At 66.0% G+C, this 23808-nt stretch carries 24 protein-coding genes; 12 read left to right on the forward strand and 12 right to left on the reverse strand.

Annotated elements, in window-relative coordinates; genetic code table 11:
- Nucleotides 1–69: 69 nt before the first annotated feature.
- The 3 genes from cobU to EV283_RS11245 all read left to right on the forward strand — a co-directional run bounded on the left by cobU (nt 70) and on the right by EV283_RS11245 (nt 1977).
- Complete coding sequence (gene cobU / locus EV283_RS11235; RefSeq protein ID WP_130325405.1) at nt 70–627, forward strand: bifunctional adenosylcobinamide kinase/adenosylcobinamide-phosphate guanylyltransferase; 558 nt, start codon at nt 70–72, stop codon at nt 625–627.
- Nucleotides 628–763: 136 nt separating this feature from the next.
- Entirely contained in the window at nt 764–949 is a 186-nt protein-coding gene (locus EV283_RS11240; protein ID WP_130325407.1) for a hypothetical protein, read from the forward strand.
- 377 nt (nt 950–1326) lie between these two features.
- Nucleotides 1327–1977 carry a Crp/Fnr family transcriptional regulator gene (locus EV283_RS11245; RefSeq protein ID WP_242615922.1) on the forward strand — a complete coding sequence of 217 codons (651 nt, stop codon included), beginning with the start codon at nt 1327–1329 and terminating at the stop codon, nt 1975–1977.
- 4 nt (nt 1978–1981) lie between these two features.
- On the opposite strand, the gene EV283_RS11250 is transcribed toward EV283_RS11245, so the two are convergent.
- The 7 genes from EV283_RS11250 to EV283_RS11280 form a co-directional block, all read right to left on the reverse strand.
- Entirely contained in the window at nt 1982–2200 is a 219-nt protein-coding gene (locus EV283_RS11250; protein ID WP_056414686.1) for a hypothetical protein, read from the reverse strand.
- Between the two features lie 428 nt (nt 2201–2628).
- The gene (locus EV283_RS11255; protein WP_130325411.1) at nt 2629–2883 is read right to left on the reverse strand and encodes a hypothetical protein; all 255 of its coding nucleotides are present in this window, start codon (nt 2881–2883) and stop codon (nt 2629–2631) included.
- Between the two features lie 160 nt (nt 2884–3043).
- The gene (locus tag EV283_RS11260) at nt 3044–4297 is read right to left on the reverse strand and encodes an N-succinylarginine dihydrolase (protein ID WP_130325413.1); all 1254 of its coding nucleotides are present in this window, start codon (nt 4295–4297) and stop codon (nt 3044–3046) included.
- Entirely contained in the window at nt 4294–5316 is a 1023-nt protein-coding gene (locus tag EV283_RS11265) for an arginine N-succinyltransferase (RefSeq protein ID WP_130325415.1), read from the reverse strand. The genes EV283_RS11260 and EV283_RS11265 overlap by 4 nt, the downstream gene beginning before the upstream one ends.
- Nucleotides 5313–6518 carry a hydrolase gene (locus tag EV283_RS11270; protein ID WP_130325417.1) on the reverse strand — a complete coding sequence of 402 codons (1206 nt, stop codon included), beginning with the start codon at nt 6516–6518 and terminating at the stop codon, nt 5313–5315. The genes EV283_RS11265 and EV283_RS11270 overlap by 4 nt, the downstream gene beginning before the upstream one ends.
- A 40-nt stretch (nt 6519–6558) precedes the next feature.
- On the reverse strand, nt 6559–7473 hold the full coding sequence (locus tag EV283_RS11275) for a DUF481 domain-containing protein (protein ID WP_347400216.1): 915 nt from the start codon (nt 7471–7473) through the stop codon (nt 6559–6561).
- A 39-nt stretch (nt 7474–7512) separates the two neighbouring features.
- The gene (locus EV283_RS11280) at nt 7513–8007 is read right to left on the reverse strand and encodes an RNA pyrophosphohydrolase (RefSeq protein ID WP_130325419.1); all 495 of its coding nucleotides are present in this window, start codon (nt 8005–8007) and stop codon (nt 7513–7515) included.
- Nucleotides 8008–8065: 58 nt separating this feature from the next.
- Between EV283_RS11280 and EV283_RS11285 the strand changes: the two genes are divergently transcribed.
- The 3 genes from EV283_RS11285 (at nt 8066) to EV283_RS11295 (ending at nt 11807) form a co-directional block, all read left to right on the forward strand.
- Nucleotides 8066–9007: a histone deacetylase gene (locus tag EV283_RS11285; RefSeq protein WP_130325421.1), complete on the forward strand. Its 942-nt coding sequence runs from the start codon at nt 8066–8068 to the stop codon at nt 9005–9007.
- Complete coding sequence (locus tag EV283_RS11290; protein ID WP_130325423.1) at nt 9004–10365, forward strand: deoxyribodipyrimidine photo-lyase; 1362 nt, start codon at nt 9004–9006, stop codon at nt 10363–10365. The genes EV283_RS11285 and EV283_RS11290 overlap by 4 nt, the downstream gene beginning before the upstream one ends.
- A gap of 197 nt (nt 10366–10562) precedes the next feature.
- Entirely contained in the window at nt 10563–11807 is a 1245-nt protein-coding gene (locus tag EV283_RS11295; RefSeq protein ID WP_130325425.1) for a cyclopropane-fatty-acyl-phospholipid synthase family protein, read from the forward strand.
- A gap of 122 nt (nt 11808–11929) precedes the next feature.
- On the opposite strand, the gene EV283_RS11300 is transcribed toward EV283_RS11295, so the two are convergent.
- Together EV283_RS11300 and purF are read right to left on the reverse strand one after the other, a co-directional pair.
- Nucleotides 11930–12640, reverse strand: a complete 711-nt coding sequence (locus tag EV283_RS11300; protein WP_120300197.1) for an SDR family NAD(P)-dependent oxidoreductase — start codon at nt 12638–12640, stop codon at nt 11930–11932.
- Nucleotides 12641–12656: 16 nt separating this feature from the next.
- Nucleotides 12657–14114: an amidophosphoribosyltransferase gene (gene purF / locus EV283_RS11305; RefSeq protein ID WP_055876120.1), complete on the reverse strand. Its 1458-nt coding sequence runs from the start codon at nt 14112–14114 to the stop codon at nt 12657–12659.
- A gap of 133 nt (nt 14115–14247) precedes the next feature.
- Between purF and hisI the strand changes: the two genes are divergently transcribed.
- From hisI to EV283_RS11325, 4 genes are read left to right on the forward strand one after another with little or no spacing between them, the layout of a single operon-like run.
- The gene (hisI, locus tag EV283_RS11310; RefSeq protein WP_056414880.1) at nt 14248–14610 is read left to right on the forward strand and encodes a phosphoribosyl-AMP cyclohydrolase; all 363 of its coding nucleotides are present in this window, start codon (nt 14248–14250) and stop codon (nt 14608–14610) included.
- A complete protein-coding gene (locus EV283_RS11315; protein ID WP_242615923.1) occupies nt 14607–15092 on the forward strand; it encodes a hypothetical protein in 486 nt (161 codons plus the stop codon). The genes hisI and EV283_RS11315 overlap by 4 nt, the downstream gene beginning before the upstream one ends.
- Nucleotides 15093–15124: 32 nt before the next feature.
- Nucleotides 15125–15577 (forward strand): MerR family DNA-binding transcriptional regulator, encoded by a 453-nt coding sequence (locus tag EV283_RS11320; RefSeq protein WP_130325427.1) that lies wholly within the window; start codon nt 15125–15127, stop codon nt 15575–15577.
- Nucleotides 15578–15580: 3 nt separating this feature from the next.
- Nucleotides 15581–17383 carry an acyl-CoA dehydrogenase C-terminal domain-containing protein gene (locus tag EV283_RS11325; RefSeq protein WP_130325429.1) on the forward strand — a complete coding sequence of 601 codons (1803 nt, stop codon included), beginning with the start codon at nt 15581–15583 and terminating at the stop codon, nt 17381–17383.
- A 77-nt stretch (nt 17384–17460) separates the two neighbouring features.
- Here the strand turns inward: EV283_RS11325 and EV283_RS11330 are convergent, their stop codons facing one another.
- Genes EV283_RS11330 through EV283_RS11340 form a run of 3 tightly spaced genes read right to left on the reverse strand, consistent with a single transcriptional unit; the run spans nt 17461 to nt 21043 of the window.
- The gene (locus tag EV283_RS11330; protein ID WP_242615924.1) at nt 17461–18777 is read right to left on the reverse strand and encodes a cell wall hydrolase; all 1317 of its coding nucleotides are present in this window, start codon (nt 18775–18777) and stop codon (nt 17461–17463) included.
- The gene (gene cysK / locus EV283_RS11335) at nt 18774–19694 is read right to left on the reverse strand and encodes a cysteine synthase A (protein WP_056414896.1); all 921 of its coding nucleotides are present in this window, start codon (nt 19692–19694) and stop codon (nt 18774–18776) included. The genes EV283_RS11330 and cysK overlap by 4 nt, the downstream gene beginning before the upstream one ends.
- Nucleotides 19691–21043: an MFS transporter gene (locus EV283_RS11340; RefSeq protein ID WP_130325431.1), complete on the reverse strand. Its 1353-nt coding sequence runs from the start codon at nt 21041–21043 to the stop codon at nt 19691–19693. Before EV283_RS11340 ends, cysK begins: the two co-directional genes overlap by 4 nt.
- A gap of 259 nt (nt 21044–21302) precedes the next feature.
- On the opposite strand from EV283_RS11340, the gene pdhA reads away from it, so the two are divergent.
- Both pdhA and EV283_RS11350 read left to right on the forward strand, forming a co-directional pair.
- Nucleotides 21303–22355, forward strand: a complete 1053-nt coding sequence (pdhA, locus tag EV283_RS11345; RefSeq protein WP_056414900.1) for a pyruvate dehydrogenase (acetyl-transferring) E1 component subunit alpha — start codon at nt 21303–21305, stop codon at nt 22353–22355.
- The gene (locus EV283_RS11350; RefSeq protein ID WP_130325433.1) at nt 22355–23785 is read left to right on the forward strand and encodes a pyruvate dehydrogenase complex E1 component subunit beta; all 1431 of its coding nucleotides are present in this window, start codon (nt 22355–22357) and stop codon (nt 23783–23785) included. Before pdhA ends, EV283_RS11350 begins: the two co-directional genes overlap by 1 nt.
- Nucleotides 23786–23808 lie beyond the last annotated feature (23 nt).

A 23808-nucleotide genomic window follows, 5' to 3' on the forward strand; every position in this document is an offset into this window, starting at 1 on the left:
ACCCTTTCGCTTGATCTTGCGCCGCTCATCGTCATTCCGGGCGCGCGCTGCAAGTGCGAAGGAGAGACCATGCCGTCTGTGAAAACCAGCCCGTCGTTTGGGAAGAGCCTGTTCGTGCTCGGCGGCGCGCGCTCGGGCAAGAGCTGTCATGCGCAGGCGGTCGCTGAGGCCGCCGCCGCGACCTCTGCGGGGCCACTGGTCTATATCGCCACCGCACAGGCGTTCGACGAGGAGATGCGCGACCGGATCGTGCGGCACCAGGATGATCGCGACACGCGGTGGCAGACCGTCGAGGCGCCCATCGATCTCGCCGCCGCGTTGCGCGCCGTGGATGGCGCGGACACGGTCGTGCTCGTCGACTGCCTCACCTTGTGGCTTTCCAACCTGATCCTCGGCGAGGCCGATATCGAGCGAGAAGTCGACGACCTGCTGGCGACGCTCGCCGGCCTCGAGGTACGGATCATTCTCGTCTCGAACGAGGTCGGCCTCGGCATCGTCCCCGACAACGCGCTCGCGCGCCAGTTTCGCGACGCCGCAGGGCGGCTGCATCAACGGCTCGCCGCGCAGGTCGATTCGGTTGATGGGGTGATGGCGGGCCTCGTCCAACACTGGAAGCGGCCGGCTTGAGCGGAACCGCAGGCGTCGACGGCGTGGCGCGGTCCGATCCTATTTGCCACCTTGCCTGCGGCCATCGGGACTGATTAACCGCAGTCGAGCGCATCGATCTGGTCAAGTTGACGACGGTGCGTCAAGGGAGGTTAGAATGCACAGCGGACCGCAGGCAATCGCTCGTCTGAAATCCATGGTCTTCCTCATCGAGGAGGCCTTGCGTATCGCAGATGAGGGCGACAATCCGCTGTTCGGCGCCAAGCTGAGCGACTGTATCGATTGTCTTCAGACCGCGCTCGATGACATTATCGGCACGTCGTCGGTCAAACCGCAACATTGACACTGCGGAAGGAAAATTGCTTTCATTTCAAACGTAATTGCGGACATGGCCGGTCTTGCTTTACGCTACGGCAGTCGCTGAAATAGGTTGAGTAGGGTCCGAAATACTACTTATTAACTTAAGTATATCTGCCTAGCGGATCAAATGTTACGGTCGACGTTCCGGGAATATGTTATCGCGACCTACCGGCAGCCGATCAATGGGCGCTGACGGCTGGGAGAGATAGGTGATTTCGCTCAGGCTTCTCCGGGGAAACGCGTTTGAACGTTAGTCTGACGGACCACGCTGCCGTGGTTTCCCCTTTGGGCCCCCTCGCTTTGATGGTGCGGAAACTCGAAACGCATGCGGCCCTCAGCGAGGATGATCGCCGTGCATTGATGGCGTTGCCGTATACATTGCGCGTTTACGAACCGTCATCCTACCTCGTGCGCGAGGGTGACGCGCCCGAGCAATGCGCCGTGCTGCTGTCGGGCTTCGCGTATCGCCAGAAGCAGACCGGATCGGGGATGCGGCAGATCGTGTCGTTGCACATCCCCGGTGAGCCGCTCGACTTCCAGCACCTGTTCCTGGACGTCGCGGACCATAACGTACAGACGCTGACTCGCGCCGAGGTCGCGACGATCTCGCGCGTGGCGCTGCGTGAGCTCGCCCGGTCGCGGGCGTCGATCGGCCATGCGATCTTCGTCAACACGCTGGTCGAGGCATCGATCTTCCGCGAGTGGATCCTCAATATCGGGCGGCGCGATGCACGGTCGCGGCTGGCGCATTTCCTGTGCGAATTCGCGATCCGGCTCGACATGCAGGGGGTGGTCAACGCCAGCGGGTATGAGTTGCCGATGAGCCAGGAACAGCTGGGCGATGCGCTGGGGCTCACGGCGGTGCACGTCAACCGGACGATCAAGTCGCTCGAAGCGGATGGGTTCATCTCGCGCAATCGCCGTCGGATCAGCTTTCCGCGCTGGGAGGCACTGCGCGAGCTGGCCGATTTTTCGAGCCGCTATCTGCATCTCATGCAACAGGCATCGTGACGGGTTACCGATTGCGCGCGTGATCCACCGAATCGATGATGCGCCCGCCCGCCATGAACACCGCGATCGGGCAGGCGGCAAACAGCATCCAGCCCCCATAACCTGGATATTGCTGGAGATAGTGCATGCCGCGCTCCACCGCGCCAAGGCCGAGACCGTAGATGACGAGGAAGGCCTCGAACTTGGTCTTGATGATGAAGAGGCGGCTGAAGCGGGTCCACATGATCGGGTCGCAGCAAGAAGGATGCCAGTGGCTGAAATTGGCCATTCCTGCCTGCGAAACATGGTTAAGTGTCAATTAACCCGACAAGGACGGCGGCCGCATGCCTGCCGGGCGGATGCAGGATAGTACACAAACGGGACTCCGTTGTGAGTTTGTGATCTAGTTAGAGCCAAAATGGATGTTATTTATCCGGGACGAGTCGGACGTACCGGAGGAATGATGAGCGGGTTGGTTGTCATGGTTGCGGCCGGAGCGGCAAGCGTTGGGGTTGCTGGCTTCTTTGCGAACCGGTCAGTTCAGCAAAAGCGGCGGCTTGCACGACGCCTCGAAAGGCGCCGCGAGCGCGAAGAGGCCTGGGCGGCGATGCAGCGACGCAAGGCTGGCCCTACGACTTAGCGTCGCCATCGAGGCGATTCCGATAAGCGCGGTCAGGCCGTGTCGGTCGTGATCCGATCCCGCCGCAGGTCGCGTATCTCCTGCGACGTGATCGGCCGATCACGGCCAGCACATTTGATCAATGCGGCTTCAGCCTCTTCGTCGTCGAGCTTGCCGAATGCCTCGATCATCTGTTCGAGCGATCCGGCAGCGAGCTTTTCATCAACCGGCGCCACGTCGTCGTCGGTTGCGCCCGTCCGCAAGAGCTCTGCGGGCATATTCCACATGGTTTTCAGCACGATCTTCAACTCCGGCCCCCCGGTATCGTGCCGCCGTGCAGGACGCGATCGTCGCAGTCTAGGCGACCGTGCGCCACAATGCGTTGGCCTCACGCAGAGACGCGGCCAACTGCATTTCCTCGCGGGTGGCCGCTATGCGACAGGCATAGCTGCAGAAGGCCCGCGATCGTCATGTCGCGATGAGTTCAACGAGATCGACCGCTGTCAGGAGCGTGGCGCGGGCGGTTTCGATCCGGGCGATCAGGGCGGGATCGCCGATCGACGCGGGGTCGATCGTCTGTGGCCAGCATGCCTCGACGATCGACGCGATCCGGTCGAGCCGGGCGTTGTCGACGAGAAAGCGCGGATCGACCGTCGCGGGATCCGCGACGACGCGCAGGCGGAGGCAGGCGGGGCCGCCGCCATTGCTCATCGATTCGCGGACATCGACGACGTGCAGATGCCGGATCGGCCCGTTGCCCGCGACATGGTCCTGCAGCCACGACCAGACCGCGACATTGGCGCGCGCTTCCTCGGGAAGCACCAGCGCCATCCCGTCGTCGAGCGACACGAGTTGCGCGTTGAACAGATAGGAGGCGATCGCATCGGCCACGCTGACTCGGGCGGCCGGGACTTCGACGATCTCGACTTCGGGCATCAGGCGGCGGAGATCCGCATAGACCTGGTCCTTGTCGGCAAAGGCGAGTTCGTGCGCGAACAGGACGCGTTCGTTGGCGACCGCGACCACGTCATTATGGAACGCACCCGCGGCGATGGCGGCGGCGGATTGCTGGACGAACAGCGTCCGCACGGGGGCAAGCCCATGCGCGCGCGCGATCGCCTCGCTGGCGTCACGGTGCTGGCGGGCGGGAAACGGGCCGCCGGGCAGACCGTAGACGAAGATTTCGATGCCGGGCGCATCATGGCCTGAACACAACCGCATATGGTTCGCCGCGCCCTCGTCGCCGAACGGTGCGGGGATGGGCGGGTGGACGGCGAAGGCGGGGTGCCCGAACGCGGTTCGCAGCTGTGCCAGCGTGCCGTGCGGCTCATGGCTGCGATGCGGCATCGTCACGAGGTTGGCGACCGTCAGGTGGCAGCGGCCATCGCGCGTGTCGGGGGCAGGGGACACGGTCGCTGCGTTCGCCGCCCACATCGCGGATGCCGAGAGCGCGCGCGCCTGAAGGTGCGGGGCCGCGCTGTCATAACTCGTCGACAGCGTTTCGAGCCAGCGATGATCCGGCCGCGCGAGCGGGTAGAAGATGCCTTGGGTCAGGCCCAGGTCGAGGTTTGCGCGCATCTTGGCGATGCCCTGGAGTGCGGCGGCGCGCGGCCGCGCGACCTGCCCGGCGTGGCGGGTCGCGGCTAGGTTGCCGGGGCTGAGACCGGCGAAATTATGGCTCGGACCGATCAGTCCGTCGAAGTTGATCTCGACCATCGTCATATCCGTGGCACGTGCGTCACATGGTCGTCGCTGGCAACGCCGAGCGCCTGCGCGGCGTCCCGCGACAATGCGATACCGCCGTCCAGCGCGCGGATCCGGCCGAACGTCGCGCGGAACGCCGCGAGGGTGCCGGTCGCGACGAGCGCGTCCTTGCCGCCGTCGCCATCCGCGTCGATCTCAACGACACGGTCGTTGCGTGCCTCGGCGATCGAGCGGACCTGGTCGGTCCGCGCGGTCATCGTCGGGCCGCCGTCGAAGATGTCGACGTAATTCTCGAACGCAAAGCCCTCGTTCTCGAGCATCCGCATCGCCGCGCGACCCGAGGGATGCGGGAGGCCGATCGCGGCACGCGCGGTTTCGGTCAGCATCGCGGTATAAATCGGATGCTTGGGCATCAGGTCGGCGATGAACTGGTGACCGTTGATCGCGTTGAACTGATCCGCGTCCTGGAAATTCATCCCGAAGAAGCGTCCGGCAAGACCGTCCCAGAAGGGCGATCCGCCGGCCTCGTCGATCACGCCGCGCAGTTCGGCGAGGATGCGGTCGGCGAAGCGTGCACGGTGCATCTTGATGAACAGATAGCGGCTGCGCGCGAGCAGCAGGCCGAGGCCGCCGGCGCGCTCGCCGGGGTGGAGGAACAGCCCGCCGACCTCGCTCGCGCCTTCGAGATCGGTGGCGAGCGATAGCATGTCCGCGCGGAAGGTGCGGTTCAGCTCGCGGCTGTGCTGGGTCAGCTGGCCGATCCGGTAGCTGTAGAACGGATAGCTCTGGCCGACCTGCGTGAAGATCTGGCAGGTGCCGCGAACCTCCTGCGTCTCGACGTTTTCGAGGATCAGCACGAACAGCTCATCCTGAACCGGGCCGTCGGTGCGCGCGAAGGCGGCGTGGCTGCGTTCGAGCTTGGCGGTCAGCGCGCGGCGATCGGGCGGCAGGTTGGTGAAGCCACCGCCGGTGAGCTTGGCCATCTCGTAGAGGTGCTGGAGGTCGGCGTCGACCGCGGCCCGGATCCTGAAGCTCACAAGCGGCCCTCCGCGATACGCAATATGGTGACGGCCGACAGCGCGGCGCGCTCGGGCAGGCTGTCGGGGATCATGAATTCGTCGGTCGAATGGATCGCGCCGCCACGGACCCCCATCGTGTCGACGACGGGCACGCCGGCGGCGGCGATGTTGTTGCCGTCGCATACGCCGCCGGTCGCCTTCCAGGCGATGTCGAGGCCGAGATCGCCGCCGGATGCTTTCACCAGAGCGAACAGGCGCGCTGCGCCCGCGTCGATCGGCTTGGGTGGCCGGTTGAAGCGGCCATGGACCTCGATCCGGACGTCATGCGCCACGGCGACCGCCGCGACGACGGAATCGATATGCGCTTGCGCGCGCGCGATCTCGTCGAGCGTGGCGGGGCGGAAGTTGATGCGGAGGATGGCGAGGTCGGGAACGACGTTGTTGGGACCGCCGCCTTCGATCCGCGCGGGGTTCACGGCGAGCGTCGGACCGCGGACCTTCGACAGCTGCACCGCAATATCGGCAGCGGCGACGATCGCGTTGCGGCCGTCGTCAGGATTGCGGCCTGCATGCGCACTTCGACCGTGGACGATGATCGAGAAATTGCCGGTGCCGCCGCGCGCGCCAGCGAGCGTTCCGTCCGAAAGCGCGGGTTCGTAGGTGAGCGCCGCAACCTTGCCCTGCGCAGCGCGGGCGAGCAGCGGTGCGGAGGAGAAGGAGCCGGTTTCCTCGTCCGAATTGATCACGACGTCATACCCGATCCGCGCCGCGAGCGGGCTTGCCTCGACCGCACGCAGCGCTGCGAGCATCACCGACAGGCCGCCCTTCATGTCGGCGACGCCGGGGCCGTTGAGGTTGCCGTCGTCCTGCCAGCGGAGCGACTGGAACGGGTGGTCGACCGGATAGACCGTGTCCATGTGCCCGGTAAACAGCATCCGTACCGGCGCGTCCGGGCGAACGACGAGATGGAGATGCTTGCCGTGCTCGATCGGGGATACGACGCCGTCCGATCCGACGCTGTCCACCGGCTCAGGATCGACCAGCGTGATCTTGCCCGGCAGGCTTGCGAACGCATCGCCCAATAGCCCGGCCATCGTCGCGAGCCCGGTCAGGTTGCGTGTCCCGCTGTTGACCGCGGCCCAGGCCTCGACCTCGGCCAGCATCGGTGCCGCGTGCGCCTTGTCGACGGCATCGCGTTCGATCGTGGATAGTCCCCTCATCGCGCAACCCTAGCGAGGATGCGCGCGCGAGGGAACCGGGTCAGAAGCTGTACACGAGCGACGCGCGGCTGGTGGTGTCGGTCGAGACCGACCCGACCGGCGGTTCGCTTTCATACTGGACGCTATACGACAACGCGGCGGAGAGCGGCCCGATCAGCTTGGCGTTGAGCGAGGTCGTTCCGCTGAGCGTGCTGTTGTAGCGTTGGACATAGGCGGACGCGACCTGGCTGACCGACAGCCCGCTGAGAATGCGAACGCTGAAGTTCGCAGTCCCGCGCGCGGCCAGGCTACTCTGCACGGTATCGTCGGTGAATTCCGTGTGCCGATAGGCCGGCCCCAGCTCAAGATCGAGCTTGGTGCCGGCGGTCTTCAGCACGCTGTAGCCTGCCCCGACCGAGGTCGAGTAGCGGTTGTAATAGCCGAGGAACCGGTCGCTTTCATATTGCGCGACGCCGTAGACATAGGCGCGGTCGTCGATCTTGTAATTGGGTTCGTACGAGGCGAGGTAATGCTCGCGCGTCGTGACGTTGAGGTTCGACTGGTAGTCCGCCTGCGCATGGAATTTCTGGCGCCAGCGAAGACCTTCGCGGTTGAGATCGAGCACCGCGGTGCCGCCGGCGGTGTCGGAGTTGCCGGTCGTCAGATATCCGCCGATTTCCGCCTTGCCGCTCCAGAGATCGAGGAAGCTGGCCTGGCGGATGACCTGCGTGCGCTGTTCGGCGCGGTCGGCCTTCCACTTCTCCGCGATCGCGAGCACCGCGTCGCCGCTCAGCGGATCGGCGGCGCGCGCGTATTTGGCGATGGTGTTGACGTCCGCTTCGTTCCCCGCCTCGAGTGCGGCGTCGAGCATCGCCCGGATCGTCTCGGGGATCATCACCGATTGCGGATCGGGCGCATTCGCCAGCAACAGCGGAGCCGCGACGAGGAGGGGGAGGAGAAGCGATAAGCGGCGCACCAGGGTTCCGTAACGGCAGCGTTGCGGCTTGGGAACTGCTCAACGGGGCGGGGTTGCGCCGAGATGTGGCGCGAAGGCGGCGAGTACCTGTTCGTAGAGCGCCTTCTTGAACGGCACGATCAGCCGGGGGAGGTCGGCCGGATCGCTCCAGCGCCACGCGCGGAACTCCTCATGCTCGGTGGCGATGTCGATATCGGCGTCGGTGCCGAGGAACCGGTACAGGAACCAGCGCTGCGTCTGCCCGCGCCATTTGCCCTTCCAGACCTTGCCTAGCAGTTCGGGGGGCAGATCGTAGACGAAAGTGCCGGGGGCCTCCGCGATCAGCTCGACCTTGTCGGGCATCACGCCGGTTTCCTCGCCGAGCTCGCGCAGCGCGGCGGCTTCGGCGTCCTCGCCCGGATCGATCCCGCCCTGAGGCATCTGCCACGCCTCAAGCGACGAATCGTTGCGCTGGCCGACAAAGACCTTGCCCTCGGCGTTGACCAGCATGATCCCGGCGCAGGGACGATAGGGAAGGGACTTTGGGTCGGACACGAAACTCTCCGGAACACAGGTGCTTGGGCTGCGGGCAGCGGTCTCCTACCTACGGAGCATGATCCATGTCGTCCACCATCCCGACTATGTCACCCCGGCCCCTGCGCGGTCGACCTATCGCTGGAACAAGAACGGGCTGATCCGCGACCTGCTGCTCGAGCGCGGCGAGGCCGTGACGTGGCACCGCGCCGAACAGACGCCGACCGCGTGGCTGGAGGCGGTGCATGACGAGGATTATGTCGCCGAGGTGCTCGAAGCACGCGTGCCCAGGGAGAAGGAGCGGCGGATCGGGTTTCCGGTGACGGCGGCGGTGGCGTCGCGCGCGGCGATCGTGCCGCACGGCACGTGGCTGGCGGCGTGCCTCGCGCTCGAGCACGGGTTTGCGGCGAACACCGCGGGCGGGAGCCATCATGCGCTCGCGAATACCGGGGCAGGGTTTTGCGTGTTCAACGATCTCGCGGTCGCGGCGGCGCGGTTGATCGACGAGCGCCGCGTGGCGCGCGTGCTGATCGTCGATTGCGACGTGCATCAGGGCGACGGGACCGCGGCGCTGCTGGCGGGGCGGCCCGAGATCGCGACCTACTCGATCCATGCGGAGAAGAATTTCCCGGTGCGCAAGGCGCGCTCGACGGTCGACGTCCCGTTGGCGGACGGGATCGACGATGCGGCATATCTGGCGACGCTGGAGGTGACGTTGGTGCCGTTGCTCGACGAGTTCCGGCCGGCGTTGATCCTCTATCAGGCGGGAGTCGATCCGTTTGCCGGCGATCGGCTGGGGCGGTTGTCGTTGACGCTGGACGGGTTGATGCGCAGGGAGCGGCTCGTCGCCGGGCTGGCGATCGCGCGCGGCGTGCCGATCGCGAGCACGGTCGGCGGCGGCTATGGCGAGGATGCGCTCGCGATCGCCGAGCGCCACGTCGCGGCAATCATGACGCTGGGCGAAACTTTTGCCGCGGCGGCTGACGCTGGATCGCGGATTGCTGCGTTGGGCGCAGGATGACGACACCTTCCCTCCTCTGGCTGCGCCAGGACCTCCGCCTTCACGACCAGCCCGCGTTGATTGCCGCTGCGCATGCGGGGCCGGTAATCCCGGTCTATGTGCTCGATGATGATGCGCCGGGGGACTGGGCGATGGGCGGAGCACAGCGGTGGTGGCTGCATCATACGCTTGAGGCGTTTGGCGAGTCGCTGGAGAAAAAGCACTCGCGCCTGATCCTGCGGCGCGGCGACGCGGTCGAGGTGCTGACGGCGCTGATGGAGGAAACAGGGGCCGAGCGTATCCACGCGATCCGGCATTACGAGCCGTGGTGGCGCAAGGCCGAAGCGGCGCTGGGCGATCGGCTATGCCTGCACGACGGCAATCACCTGGCGCGGATCGAGGATGTCACGACCGGCTCGGGCGGGCAGTTCAAGGTGTATTCGTCGTTCTGGAAGGCGCTCAACCAGATGATGCCGCCCGGTGACCCTGAGCCCGTGCCGCGGACGATCCCGGCGCCGGCGCACTGGCCAAAGAGTGAAAAGCTTGCCGACTGGGACCTGTTGCCGACCAAGCCGGATTGGTCGGCCGGGTTCGACGACTGGACGCCGGGCGAGGCGCAGGCGCTCAAGAATGCGAAGGCGATGGCGCCGATCGTCGAGGCCTACGACATCGATCGCAACATGCCGTCGATCGAGGGGACCTCGCGCCTGTCGCCGCATCTGCATTTCGGCGAAATCTCGGCACGAACGGTGTGGCATGCGGTCGACGGGCACGGCGATGCGACGACCTTCCGCAAGGAACTGGCGTGGCGCGATTTCACCGATGGCGTTGTGCTGACGATGCCTGATTACGGCAAGACCAATGGGCGGCCGAAATTCGATGCCCTGCCGTGGCGGACCGGGAAGGCGGCGGAGGCCGATCTAAAGGCCTGGCAGACGGGCAGGACGGGCTATCCGATCGTCGATGCCGGGATGCGCCAGCTGTGGGCGACCGGGTGGATGCACAACCGCGTCCGGATGATCACCGCGAGCTTTCTGGTGAAGCATCTGCTGATCGACTGGCGCGCGGGGGAGCGCTGGTTCTGGGATTGCCTGGTCGATGCGGATTACGGGAATAATTCGGTGAACTGGCAATGGGTCGCCGGGACCGGAGTGGATTCGAATATGTTCGGGCGGATCATGGCGCCGTTGTCGCAGTCGGAGAAGTTCGATGCGGGCGACTATATCCGGCAATGGGTGCCCGAACTGGCGAAGGTGTCGGGCGAGGCGATCCATGATCCGGACGAGGCCGGGTGTCGACCGTGCGACTATCCGGCGAAGATCGTCGGGCACCGCGAAGGCCGCGAGCGCGCACTTGAGGCGGGGCGGCACGCGCGTTGATCGACTGCTAAACGCCCTTCCGTCATCCTGACGAAAGTCAGGACGCAGAGCCAAGGACGTCAGCCCCCGTTTCCCTGGGTCCTGACTTTCGTCAGGATGACGATTGGGGGGGGGGCGGTCGTCGATCGACCTCCATCATCGGCTGTTTGACGCCGGCCTCTTTCCTCGCTCGCGCCCGTGTTGCATGAAGCGCCGCGATGACTGCCGTTCCCGCTTTCGACGATTGTCCTGCCGCGCAGGTGTCCCCGGTGGCGCGCCTCGTCGCGCCGGTCTTTCACCGGTTGCTCGACCGGATCGACGCGAGGCTCGCGAGCGGCGGGATCGACGCGCGACTGCCCGATGGCACGCGTCGGCTGATCGGCGGCCGCGCGCCCGGGCCGCTGCCGGTGGTGATCGTGCACCGGTGGCGCGCGCTGGTGCGGCTCGCGACGGCGGGGTCGGTCGGCTGGTACGAGGGCTGGGCCGCCGGCGACTGGTCGAGCCCCGATCCGGTGCCGCTATTCGACCTGTTCATGCGCAACCGGCATACGCTCGGGAGCTCCGCGCGGTCGGGCGGCGTGGTGCGGCTGGCGGCGCGCGCCTGGCACCGGATGCGGCGCAACGATCCGACCGGCTCGCGCCGGAACATCGCGGCGCATTACGACCTCGGCAATGATTTCTACGAGACGTGGCTCGATCCCAGCCTGACCTATTCGAGCGCGATCTTCGCCGAACCGATCGACGATGCCGAGCCGCACGAGGCCGCGCAGGCGACCAAGCTGCGCGCGATCCTCGACCGGACGGGCGCACGGGCCGGCGATACGATCCTGGAGATCGGCTGCGGCTGGGGATCGTTCGCGGAGATGGCGGCGCGCGCAGGGGTTGGCGTGCATGCGCTGACGCTGTCGACCGAGCAAAAGCGGCAGGTCGACGACCGGATCGCGGCGGCGGGGCTCGACGGCGTTCGCGTCGCGCTGACCGACTATCGCCACGTTACCGGGACGTACGACGCGGTCGCGAGCATCGAGATGGTCGAGGCGGTTGGCGAGGAATATTGGCCGGTCTATCTCGACGCGATCGCGCGTGCGTTGAAGCCGGGGGGGCGCGCCGCGCTGCAATATATCTCGATCGACGATGCGATCTTCGACTCCTATTTGCGCAGCGTCGATTTCATCCAGCGCTATGTCTTTCCGGGCGGGATGCTGCTGTCCGAGCCGCGGTTCCGCGCTCTGGCGGAGGCGCGGGGGTTGGTATGGGAGGACCGGCGCGGGTTCGGGCTGCACTATGCCGAGACGCTGCGGCGGTGGCGGGTGGCGTTCGACGCCGCGGTTGCCGAGGGACGGTTGCCGGCGCGGTTCGACGCGCGGTTCGTGGCGTTGTGGCGCTACTATCTGATGTATTGCGAGGGCGGGTTCCTCGGTGGCGGGATCGATGTCGCGCAGGTCACTTTGGTGAAGCGGTAGCGTTTGCCGTTTGCAGGCCATCATCCCCGCAAAGGCGGGGATGCGGATTGGCGAACCTTGGCGATTGAACGGAGACGCTAGCCAGTATGGGTTCCCGCCTCCGCGGGAATGACGGAGGGGGCTTAAGCGACCCGCTCGAAGTGGCCGGGCTCGAAACCTTCGATTGCCAGCGCCACGATCCGGTCTGCCACGACCGTCGGCTCCTTGACCGAGTTCGGATCTTCACCCGGATACGCGCGCGCGCGCATCTTGGTGCGCGTGGCGCCCGGGTCGACGATCGCGGTACGGATCGCGCTGATCTCGGCCATCTCGTCGCCATAGGCGCCTAGCAGGGTCTCGAACGCGGCTTTCGAGGCGCCGTAGAGGCCCCAGTAGGCGCGTGGCTTGCGGCCTACGCTGGACGTTACGCCGATGACCCTGGCCGACTTGGCCTTTTTCAACATCGGATCGAACGCCGCGATCAGCGCGGCCTGCGCGCTGACGTTGAGCGTCAGGACCTGCGCCATTTCCTTGGGATCGATCGCCGGGACCGATGACAGCGAGCCGAGCATGCCGGCATTCAGGACCAGAATGTCGAGCGCATCCCATCTGTCGCCGATCGCCGTTGCGAGACGTGCGATCGCTTCGCTTTCCGCCAGATCCAGCGGGGCGATAGTAGCCGAGCCGCCGGCCGCGTGGATCGTCGCCTCGACCTCTTCGAGGCCGCCGGGCGTGCGCGCGGTCAGGACGACGTGCGCGCCCTTTGCCGCGAGCGCGATCGCGGTCGCGGCGCCTATACCGCGGCTGGCACCGGTGACCAGCGCCAGCCGGCCTTCGAGAGGCTTGTCCGTCATTATCACTCCGGAAGTATCAGATGACGCGTTCGGCGAGCATCGCGAACTGGTCGACTTCGGCGCCCTCGTCATGATCGGTCAGCGTGGTCGGGTAATCGCCCGTGAAGCATGCATCGCAATATTTGGGGCGGACATCCGCGCGCTTCGCCTCGCCGAGCGCCTTGTAGAGGCCGTCGATCGAGATGAAGTTGAGGCTGTCGGCGTGGATGAAGCCGGTCATCCCGCCGAGATCGAGCTTGGCCGCGAGCAGCTTCTCGCGTTCGGGCGTGTCGACGCCGTAGAAGCACGAATGCCGCGTCGGCGGGCTGGCGATCCGCATATGGACTTCGGCGGCACCCGCCTCGCGCATCATCTCGACGATCTTGAGCGACGTCGTACCGCGGACGATCGAGTCGTCGACGAGGATGACGCGCTTGCCCTTGATCAGCGCGCGGTTGGCGTTGTGCTTGAGCTTCACGCCAAGATGGCGAACCTTGTCGCCCGGCGAAATGAAGGTGCGGCCGACATAATGCGAGCGGATGATGCCGAGCTCGAACGGGATGCCCGATTGCTGCGCATAACCGATCGCCGCAGGCGTTCCCGAATCGGGGACCGGGATGACCAGGTCAGCCTCGACCGGCGATTCGATCGCGAGCTGCGCACCGATCGCCTTGCGCACCGAATAGATCGAGTGATCGCCGACGATCGAATCGGGCCGCGAGAAATACACCCATTCGAAGATGCAGGGCCGTGCCGCCATCGGCGCGAACGGGCGGATCGAGCGGATCTCCGCGCCCTGGACGATGACCAGCTCGCCCGGCTCGATCGCGCGGACGAAGGTGGCGCCGACGACGTCGAGCGCGACTGTCTCGGACGCGAAGATCACCGCGTCGCCGAGCTTGCCCATGACGAGCGGACGGATGCCGAGCGGATCGCGGCAGGCGATCATGCCCTCCGGCGTCATCACGATCAGCGAATACGCACCCTCGATCTGCTTGAGCGCATCGATGAAGCGATCGAGCAGCGTGCGGTAGTTCGACGTCGCGACGAGGTGGATGATCGTCTCGGTATCGCTGGTCGACTGGAAGATCGAACCGCGGCGGACGAGCTCGCGACGCAGCCGCATCGCGTTGGAAATATTGCCGTTATGCGCGATCGCGAAACCGCCGGTCGACAGCTCGGCATAAAGCGGCTGGACGTTGCGCAACGCGGTCTCGCCGGTCGTCGAATAGCGGACATGGCCGCAGGCAACGGTGCCGGGGAGCGCGCGGATCACGTCGTCGCGATCGAAATTGCCCGCGACATGCCCCATTGCGCGGTGCGTGTGGAAATTGGCCCCGTCGAAGGTGGTTATCCCGGCAGCTTCCTGCCCACGATGTTGCAAAGCGTGCAGGCCGAGCGCGACGAGCGCGGCCGCCCCCTCGGTGGCCGAGACGCCAAACACCCCGCACTCTTCGCGAAGTTTGTCGTCGTCATAAGGGTTTGTCGTCAGCATGCCGGATCTCACGTCGTGCGGAGGCTGCCCTATACGAGCGCTTCCCGCGTTTGTCGCCTGTTTGTAATAAGCGTGCGCGGATCGTTTCGCGCGGAACGGTCGCATCGGCGCCGGTTTCGGGTATATTCGCGCCATGACACACAGCCGCGACACGGGCCTCACGCTCGATCCCAAATTCGATTCCGCCGGGCTTTTGACCGCGGTCGTCACCGATCGCGTATCGGGCGACGTGCTCATGGTCGCGCATATGAACGCCGAGGCACTGGCGGAGACGCAGGCGACCGGCGAGGCGCACTTCTGGTCGCGGAGCCGGGAAACGCTCTGGAAGAAGGGCGAGACGTCGGGGAACGTGCTGCGCGTCGCCGAGTTGCGGATCGATTGCGACCAGGACGCGGTGTGGGTGATCGCGGATGCGGCGGGTCCGGCCTGCCATACCGGCGAGCGCACCTGCTTCTTCCGGCGGATCGAGGGCGACAGGCTGGTGCCCGCCGAATGAGGCGTGCGCTGCTGCTCGCCCTTGCACTGGGCGGCTGTGGGACGGAGCCGTCGAACGCGATCGCGGACAGCCCAGGGGCCCGGCTAGAGGCGGCTGCTGAGACGGCGGGGATCGTGCCCGATCCGAACGCGTCGCTACAGGGATCCTGGGCGCGCGATACCGACCGCGTCTGCGTCGTCGGCACCGGCAAGACGAGCCGGGTGGGCGTCAGCGTCGATTATGGCGAGGACCAGACGTGCGCGGCGTCGGGGACCGTCTCGCGGTCGGGCGATGTGCTCAAGCTCGCCTTTGGCGCTTGCACGTTCGACGCGCGGTTCGACGGCGATCGCATCGTGTTTCCCGCCGACGTGCCCGAGGCGTGCGAGTCGCTGTGCACCGGGCGCGCTTCGCTGGCGGCGGTGACCGTCGACCGCTTGAGCGAATCGCGATCGGAGGCTGCGACGCTACGGTCATCCGCTGGAAAGTTGCTCTGCGGCAATTGACGTTGACGTAAACGAGAGTTACGTATTTGGGGATGGCGACACGAGCATCTCCACACTCAAAGGTCTCTCCTGAATCCTACGCGGTGATCGAGCCGCGGCATGATCGTGAGAGCTTCACGATTTCCGACTTGTCGGCCGAGTTCGACGTGACCGCGCGCGCGCTGCGATTCTACGAGGACGAGGGGCTGATCGGGCCCGAGCGGCGCGGTACGCAGCGTATCTATTCGCATCGCGACCGCGCGCGGCTCGCCTGGATTCTGCGCGGCAAGCGCGTTGGGTTCAGCCTCGGCGAGATCCGCGAGATGATCGATCTCTACGATCTCGGCGACGGCCGGCGTGCGCAGCGCCAGGTCGTGATCGAACGCAGCCAGGCCCGGATCGCGCTGCTGACCGCGCAGAAGCGCGACATCGATCTCGCCATCGACGAACTCACCAGTTTCGTGGCCCTTCTCGAAGTGAGCCGCGCCCAGGACAACCAAGGATAAACCATGCCCCAGTATACGCCCCCCGTCCGTGACACGCGTTTCGTCCTCGAGCATGTCGTCGGCCTACCCCGCTATTCCAATCTGCCCGGCTTCGATGCCGCCTCGCCCGACGTCGTCGATGCGGTGCTGGAAGAGGGCGGCAAGTTCGTCGCCGAAGTGCTGTTCCCGCTGAACCTGTCGGGCGACCAGCAGGGCTGCACGCGGCATGAGGACGGTTCGGTCACGACGCCCGACGGCTTCAAGGAAGCGTATAAGCAGTATGTCGAGAGCGGCTGGGCGACGCTCGGCAATCAGCCCGAATATGGCGGGCAGGGGATGCCGCACGTCGTGTCGACCGCGTTCCAGGAGTATATGATCTCGTCGAACATGGCGTTCGCGATGTATCCCGGCCTGACGCACGGCGCGATCGCCGCGCTGATCGCCAAGGGATCGGACGCGCAGAAGGCGATGTACGTGCCCAAGATGGTGTCGGGCGAATGGGGTGGGACGATGAACCTGACCGAGCCGCAGTGCGGCACCGATCTCGGGCTGATCCGCACCAAGGCCGAGCCGCAGGCGGATGGGTCGTACGCGATCACCGGCACGAAGATCTTCATCTCGTCAGGCGAGCACGACCTGACCGAGAACATCATCCATCTCGTGCTGGCGAAGACCCCCGGCGCGCCGGACAGCTCGAAGGGCATTTCGCTGTTCGTGGTGCCGAAGATGCTGGTGAATGAGGATGGCTCGCTCGGCGCGCGCAACGGCGTCACCTGTGGCTCGATCGAGCACAAGATGGGCATCCATGCGAACTCGACCTGCGTCATGAACTATGATTCGGCGACCGGCTGGCTCGTTGGCGAGGAGATGAAGGGTCTCGCCGCGATGTTCATCATGATGAACGCCGCGCGGCTTGGCGTGGGGCTCCAGGGCCTCGGCGTAGCCGAGGTCGCCTACCAGAACGCCGTGCAGTACGCGCAGGACCGTCGCCAGGGCCGTGCGCTGACCGGTCCGAAGGAGCCGCAGGAGAAGGCGGACACGCTGTTCGTCCATCCCGACATCCGCCGCATGCTGATGGAGGGCAAGTCGCTGACCGAGGGCCTGCGCGCGCTGATCCTGTGGACCGCGCTTCAGGCCGATCTCGAGCATAGCGCCGAGACCGAGGAAGAGCGCCAGCTGGCCGGTGACATCATCAGCCTGCTGACCCCGGTCATCAAGGGCTATGGCACCGACATGGGCTATGCGATCGCGACCAACGCGCAGCAGGTCTATGGCGGCCATGGGTACATCGCCGAATGGGGCATGGAGCAGTATGTCCGCGATGCGCGGATCGCGATGATCTACGAGGGCACCAACGGGGTGCAGGCGATGGACTTGGTCGGCCGCAAGCTGGCGCAGAATGGCGGGCGCGGGATCCAGGCGTTCTTCAAGCTGGTCGCGGACGACGTCGCGGCGGCAAAGGCGGATCCGGCAACGGCAGCGTTCGCCGAGGCGTTGGAGAAGGCGAACGGCCAGCTTCAGGCGGCGACGATGTGGTTCATGGCGAACGGCATGAAGAACCCCGAGAATGTCGGCGCGGGCGCGGTCAGCTACATGCACCTGATGGGCATCGTCGCGGTCGGCGTGATGTGGCTGCGGATGGCGGTTGCCGCGAGCACGCTGAAGGCGGCGGGCGAGGGCGAGACCGCGTTCCTCGACGCCAAGCTGGTGACCGCGCGTTTCTATGCCGAGCGGATCCTGCCGGATGCCGGCGCGCTGCGTCGCAAGATCGAGGGTGGCGCCGAGTCGCTGATGGCGCTGCCGCCCGAAATGTTCATGGCAGCCTGAGGAGACGGGGCGGATTGCTGATGCGATCCGCCCCGACTGTTTTCGCCCCTTCCTCTCCGGGGAAGGGTGGAGGGCGCCTATTTGGCGACCACCGCGGCGGGGGCGGGCTGGGTCGTCGGTACAGGCGCTGCTGTAGCCGATTTCCGCCGGACCCCGTTGAGGTCGGCCGTCGCGGTAGGCGCAGCCGGTGCGACAGTGGCCGGTGACGGCACGGCCGTCATCGTCGCGCGCGTCGCCATGCACTGGCTCGTATCTGCGCGTTTGAACTGGCGGCAATTCCAGAGCGGGCGTTCATAGTCGCTCGCCCGATCGCGCATATAGCTGAAGCTCAGCGCCGCCATCTGCGCGAGATCGAGCGGGATCGCGGTCGCCGCCTTGGTCCCGTCGGTCCACGCCATGTAACGGCAGAACGGCTTGTCGCCGCACGCCTGCGCCGCCATCGCGGGCAGGCCGTCGGCGCTCTGGCCGCGCGGGAGCGTCACGAGGATCGTATCGCCCTCGATCGGCCCGGTCGGCGCTGCGGTCGAGTCGGCGGCCGCGGCGAATCCCATCGCAGCCGATGCCTCGGCCAGCGCAGCGTCCACCTCGGCTAGCGCGGCGCCGGTCTTGTGCGCGTCGGAGATGTCGGCGAGTTGCGCGATGACCGGCTCGACGGTTTCGGGGTGGCGGTCAAAGGCTGGGGGCGTGCCCCACCAGCCGGACCAGCGGAAGAACAGGTGCGTATTCACCGCGGTGATCTTGTCGAGGCTCGACTGCCAATAGGGCACCACCCAGTCGGTATGGTAGTGCGTGGCATAGCCGACTTGCTTGAACACCGCGCCGCTAAGCGCGGCCGCGGCGACCTCACGCGCGCGACGCCATGCATCGTCTGTCGGGTGCCAGCGGGTGATCGCGCCGTCGCAGCTGAAGCTGAACTGGCAACCGGTCGAACGATCCTGCCCTTCGAACACCACGCCGCACACCGTCTTCGGGAATGCCGGGTGATGCAGTCGGTTGAGCACGACCTGCGCGACCGCACGCTCGCCAAGCGTGTCGTCGCCGGCCTCGTACAGAATGCCGGCCGCCATGCAGTCGGTCGCGCGCGCCAGATCCTCAGGACCGCCAGCAAAGCGGAACGGTCGTGCGGCCGGGTTTGGATCGGTCGAGAAGGGCACGGTCGCATTGAACGCACGCGCGTCGTCGGGGGTGAGATCGACGAACTTGACGGGTTCGACCTCGGGGACTTCGGCTTGTGGCACGACCCGGCCTGGCGGGAGCTTTACCCGCTTGGGGGCCTGGACGATGACGGGCGCGTTGGCGACGACGAGCGCGGGCCCGACGATCGCCAGACCGGAAATGCCGATGAGGCTGGCGCGCAGCACCCAGGTGCCGCGCGCGGAAAGAGCGGTCGTCACTGTTCGGGCAGGAAGTCCGGCACCGACAGATAACGCTCGCCGGTGTCGTAGTTGAAGCCCAGGACTCGGACGTCGTCGGGCAGGTCGGGGAGCTTCTGCAGGATCGCGGCCAGCGTCGCGCCCGAGCTGATGCCGACCAGCATGCCCTCCTCGGTAGCCGAACGACGCGCCATGTCCTTGGCCACCGCGGCGTCGACTTCGATCACGCCGTCGAGTGCCTGGGTATGCAGGTTCACCGGGATGAAGCCCGCGCCGATGCCCTGGATCGGGTGCGGGCCGGGCTGGCCGCCGGCGATCACGGGCGAGGCGGCTGGCTCGACCGCGTAGACCTTAAGCGACGGCCATTCCGCCTTCAGCGCCTCGGCGACGCCGGTGATGTGGCCACCGGTGCCAACACCGGTGATGATCACGTCGATCGGCGTGTCACGGAAGTCGGCGAGAATTTCCTGTGCGGTCGTAGCGACATGCACGGCGATGTTCGCAGGGTTTTCGAACTGCTGCGGCATCCAGGAGCCGGGCGTCTGCTCGACGAGTTCCTTGGCACGCTCGATCGCGCCCTTCATGCCCTTCTCGCGCGGGGTCAGGTCGAACGTGGCGCCATAGGCCAGCATCAGGCGGCGGCGTTCGATCGACATGCTCTCGGGCATGACGAGGACGATCTTGTAGCCCTTGACCGCGGCGACGAGTGCAAGGCCGATGCCGGTGTTGCCGCTGGTCGGTTCGATGATCGTGCCGCCTGGCTTGAGGTGGCCGTCCTTTTCCGCCGCCTCGATCATCGCGAGCGCGATGCGGTCCTTGATCGAACCGCCCGGGTTCGAGCGCTCGGACTTCACCCAGACTTCTGAATCGGGGAACAGCTTCGACAGGCGGACGTGGGGCGTGTTGCCGATCGTGTCGAGGATCGAGTTGACCTTCATGGCTTGGCTTCTCCGTGCTGAGGTTCGGTCTCTAGTATCTCTGGCGGGTCAAAGGTTTTCGCGCGCCCTAGTTCCGGGAACAGGCGCGCCCAGCCGATCGTGATCGCAATAGCACCGACGCCGCCGAACACCACTGCGCCGACCGGCCCGAGCAGCGATGCCATGACCCCGCTCTCGAATTCGCCGAGTTCGTTCGAGGCGGAGATGGTGAGCTGCGATACCGCGCTGACGCGGCCGCGCATCGCGTCGGGGGTGTGGAGCTGGATCAGCGACTGACGGACATAGACCGAGATCATGTCCGCGCCGCCGGCCACGATCAGCGCGACGAGGCTGAGGACAAAGGCGGGCTGGACCGGAATGCCGACGATCGTGCCTGGCGTCAGGCCGAGCAGATTTACGATCGGGGTCGCGACGCCGAAGGTGAGGATCGCGAGGCCGAAGACGACGACTGCGATCAGCATCTTCACGCCGACATTGGTGCTCATCGGACGGATCGAGAACCACACGGCCGTGACCGCGGCACCGATGCCCATGCCGGCCGCCAGCACGCCCAGGCCTTGTGAGCCGACATGCAGGATGTCGCGCGAATAGACCGGGAGCAGCGAGGTTGCGCCGGCGAGCAGCACCGCGAACAGGTCCAGCGTGATCGTCGCGAGGACGAGGCGGTTGCGGCGGACATAGGTGAAGCCCTCGATGATGCGGGCGAGCGGGCGGTGATCGGTCTGCGCGGCGGGCTGAGGCACCGGGCCGATGAGGAACATGAAGACGAGCGCGACGAGGAAGAGGATCGTCGCGACCCCGTAGGCGACCTCGGGGTGGATCGCGTAGAGGAGCCCGCCGACGCTGGGGCCGGCGATCGTGCCGACCTGCCACGCGATCGAGCTGATCGCGATCGCGGTCGGCAAAACGGCGCGGGGGACCAGGTTGGGAGCGAGCGCGGAATAAGCGGGCCCCGAGAAAGCGCGCGCGACGCCGAACGCGACCGCAGCGACGAAAAGCACGCCGAGCGTGAGGTGTCCGGTCCAGGTCAGCAACCACAGCGTCGCCGCCGTGAGCACGAGCAGCGTGGTCGTGCCCCGCACGATCCAGCGCCGATCGAAGCTGTCCGCGACCAGCCCGGTGATCGGCGTCAGCAGGAACAGCGGCACGAACTGCGCGAACCCGATCATGCCGAGCATGAAGGCCGCCTCGCGGATGTCCATCGTCTCGCGGGCGATGTTGTAGACCTGCCATCCGATCACGATCGACATCGCGCTGACCGCGATCGTGCCGGTGAAGCGGGATAGCCAATAGGCGCGGAAATTGGCGATCCGTAAGGGATGCTGGTGCGGGTCTGTCGTGGGAGCCATCCCCTGCGGCTTTAGGCTGCGGCGAACGGGGAGGGCAACCGGAGCTTTGCTTGGGGTGGGGATAGTGGCTCCCGCCGTCATCCTGACGAAAGTCAGGATCCAGAGCCACGGAGGACCGCATTTTGCTACTCTGGATCCTGACTTTCGTCAGGATGACGGGGCTTAGGTCGAGCATACCCCAGACGGGAATTGATGTTCCGCCCCGTCCGCGCCTATAGGCTCCCTCAACTCCCCTACGGAAAACGAGGTTTCCCACATCGTGGCCAAGACCCCCCCACCAGTACGCGCCATCGCCGAACCGCCGATCACCAACCGTGAACGGCCGGCAGAACCCAAGCCGTACGAGCCGTCGAAGGACGAATTGCTCGAAATGTATCGGCAGATGCTGCTGATCCGTCGTTTCGAGGAAAAAGCCGGCCAGCTCTATGGCTTGGGCCTGATCGGCGGCTTCTGCCATCTGTATATCGGCCAGGAAGCCGTGGCCGTCGGCCTGCAGTCCGCGCTCGACGGCGAGACCGATTCGGTCATCACCGGCTATCGCGATCATGGCCACATGCTCGCCTACGGGATCGACCCGAAGGTGATCATGGCCGAGCTGACCGGGCGTGGCTCGGGCATCTCGAAGGGCAAGGGCGGGTCGATGCACATGTTCTCGACCGAGCATAAATTCTACGGCGGCCACGGCATCGTCGGCGCGCAGGTGTCGCTGGGCACCGGCCTGGCGTTCAAGCACAAATATTCGAACGACGGCGGCATCTGCATGGCCTATTTCGGCGACGGCGCCGCGAACCAGGGCCAGGTGTATGAGAGCTTCAACATGGCCGAGCTGTGGAAGCTCCCGATCATCTTCGTGATCGAGAACAACCAGTACGCCATGGGCACGAGCGTCAATCGCGCTTCGGCCGAGGACCAGCTGTATCGCCGCGGCGAGAGCTTCCGCATTCCCGGTATCCAGGTCGACGGCATGGACGTGCTGGCGTGCCGCGGCGCTGCCGAAGAGGCGATCGCCTGGGTCCGCGCGGGCAAGGGTCCGGTCATCCTCGAGATGAAGACCTATCGCTATCGTGGCCACTCGATGTCGGATCCGGCGAAGTATCGCACGCGTGACGAAGTCCAGGCCGTGCGCGACAAGTCCGACCCGATCGACCACGTCAAGAAGCTGCTCGACGCGCAGGGCGTGACCGAGGCGGACCTCAAGACCCTCGAACAGGACATCAGGAAAATCGTGAACGAAGCCGCCGATTTCGCCGAACAGACGCCCGAGCCGGATGCCGCCGATCTCTATACCGACGTCCTGGTGGAGTCCTACTGATGGCGATCGAGATCAAGATGCCCGCGCTCTCCCCGACGATGGAAGAGGGCACGCTGGCCAAGTGGCTCGTCAAGGAAGGCGATAGCGTCAAGTCGGGCGATATCCTCGCCGAGATCGAGACCGACAAGGCGACGATGGAATTCGAGGCGATCGACGAAGGTACGATCGGCTCAATCAGCGTTGCCGAGGGTACCGACAATGTGAAGGTCGGCACCGTCATCGCGACGATCCTCGAGGACGGCGAAAGCGCGAGCGACGCCAAGCCTACGGAAGCACGCGCGGGCGATGCGGCCAACGCCGCACCGAAGGAGACGCCGTCGGACGACAAGGCGCCACCGGTTCCCGAGGGCGCGTCGCCTGCCAAGGCCGAGAGCGGCACGCAACAGCTCGTCGCGTCGGCCGAGAAGGTCGGCATCTCCGACCCGGCGATCCCCGAGGGCACCGAGATGGTCAAGACGACCGTCCGCGAGGCGCTGCGCGACGCGATGGCCGAGGAAATGCGCGAGGACGATCGCGTCTTCGTGATGGGCGAGGAAGTCGCGCAGTACCAGGGCGCGTACAAGGTAACGCAGGGTCTGCTCGAGGAGTTTGGCGAGCGTCGCGTGATCGACACGCCGATCACCGAATACGGCTTTGCCGGCATCGGTGCGGGCGCGGCGATGGGCGGCCTCCGCCCGATCGTCGAGTTCATGACCTTCAACTTCGCGTTGCAGGCGATCGACCACATCATCAACTCCGCCGCCAAGACCAACTACATGTCGGGCGGCCAGATGCGCTGCCCGATCGTGTTCCGCGGTCCCAATGGCGCCGCGTCGCGCGTGGGTGCACAGCACTCGCACAACTTCGCGGCCTGGTATGCGAGCGTTCCGGGCCTGATCGTGATCGCGCCCTATGACGCGGCGGATGCCAAGGGTCTCCTCAAGGCGGCGATCCGTACCGAGGATCCGGTCGTGTTCCTCGAGAACGAGCTGATGTACGGTCGTAGCTTCGACGTGCCCAAGCTCGACGACCACGTCCTGCCGATCGGCAAGGCGCGGATCATGCGCGAGGGCAAGGACGTCACGATCGTCAGCTACTCGATCGGCGTGGGCATCAGCCTCGAAGCCGCCGAGACGCTGGCGGCCGAGGGGATCGATGCCGAGGTGATCGACTTGCGCACGCTGCGCCCGCTCGACACCGAGACGGTGCTGAAGAGCCTCGCCAAAACCAACCGGATGATCGTCGTCGAAGAGAATTGGGCGACCTGCTCGATCGCGTCGGAGATCGTCTCGGTGGTGATGGAGCACGGCTTCGACGACCTCGACGCGCCGGTACTGCGCGTCGCCAACGAGGACGTGCCGATGCCCTATGCGGCCAACCTTGAAAAGCTGATGCTGGTGAACGCCGCAAAGGTCGTCGAGGCGGCGAAGAAGGTTACGTACAAGAACTAAGGCGCCAAGGGGGCTCGGCGACG

This window comes from Sphingomonas sp. BK036, assembly GCF_004216825.1.
Classification (GTDB): Bacteria; Pseudomonadota; Alphaproteobacteria; order Sphingomonadales; family Sphingomonadaceae; genus Sphingomonas.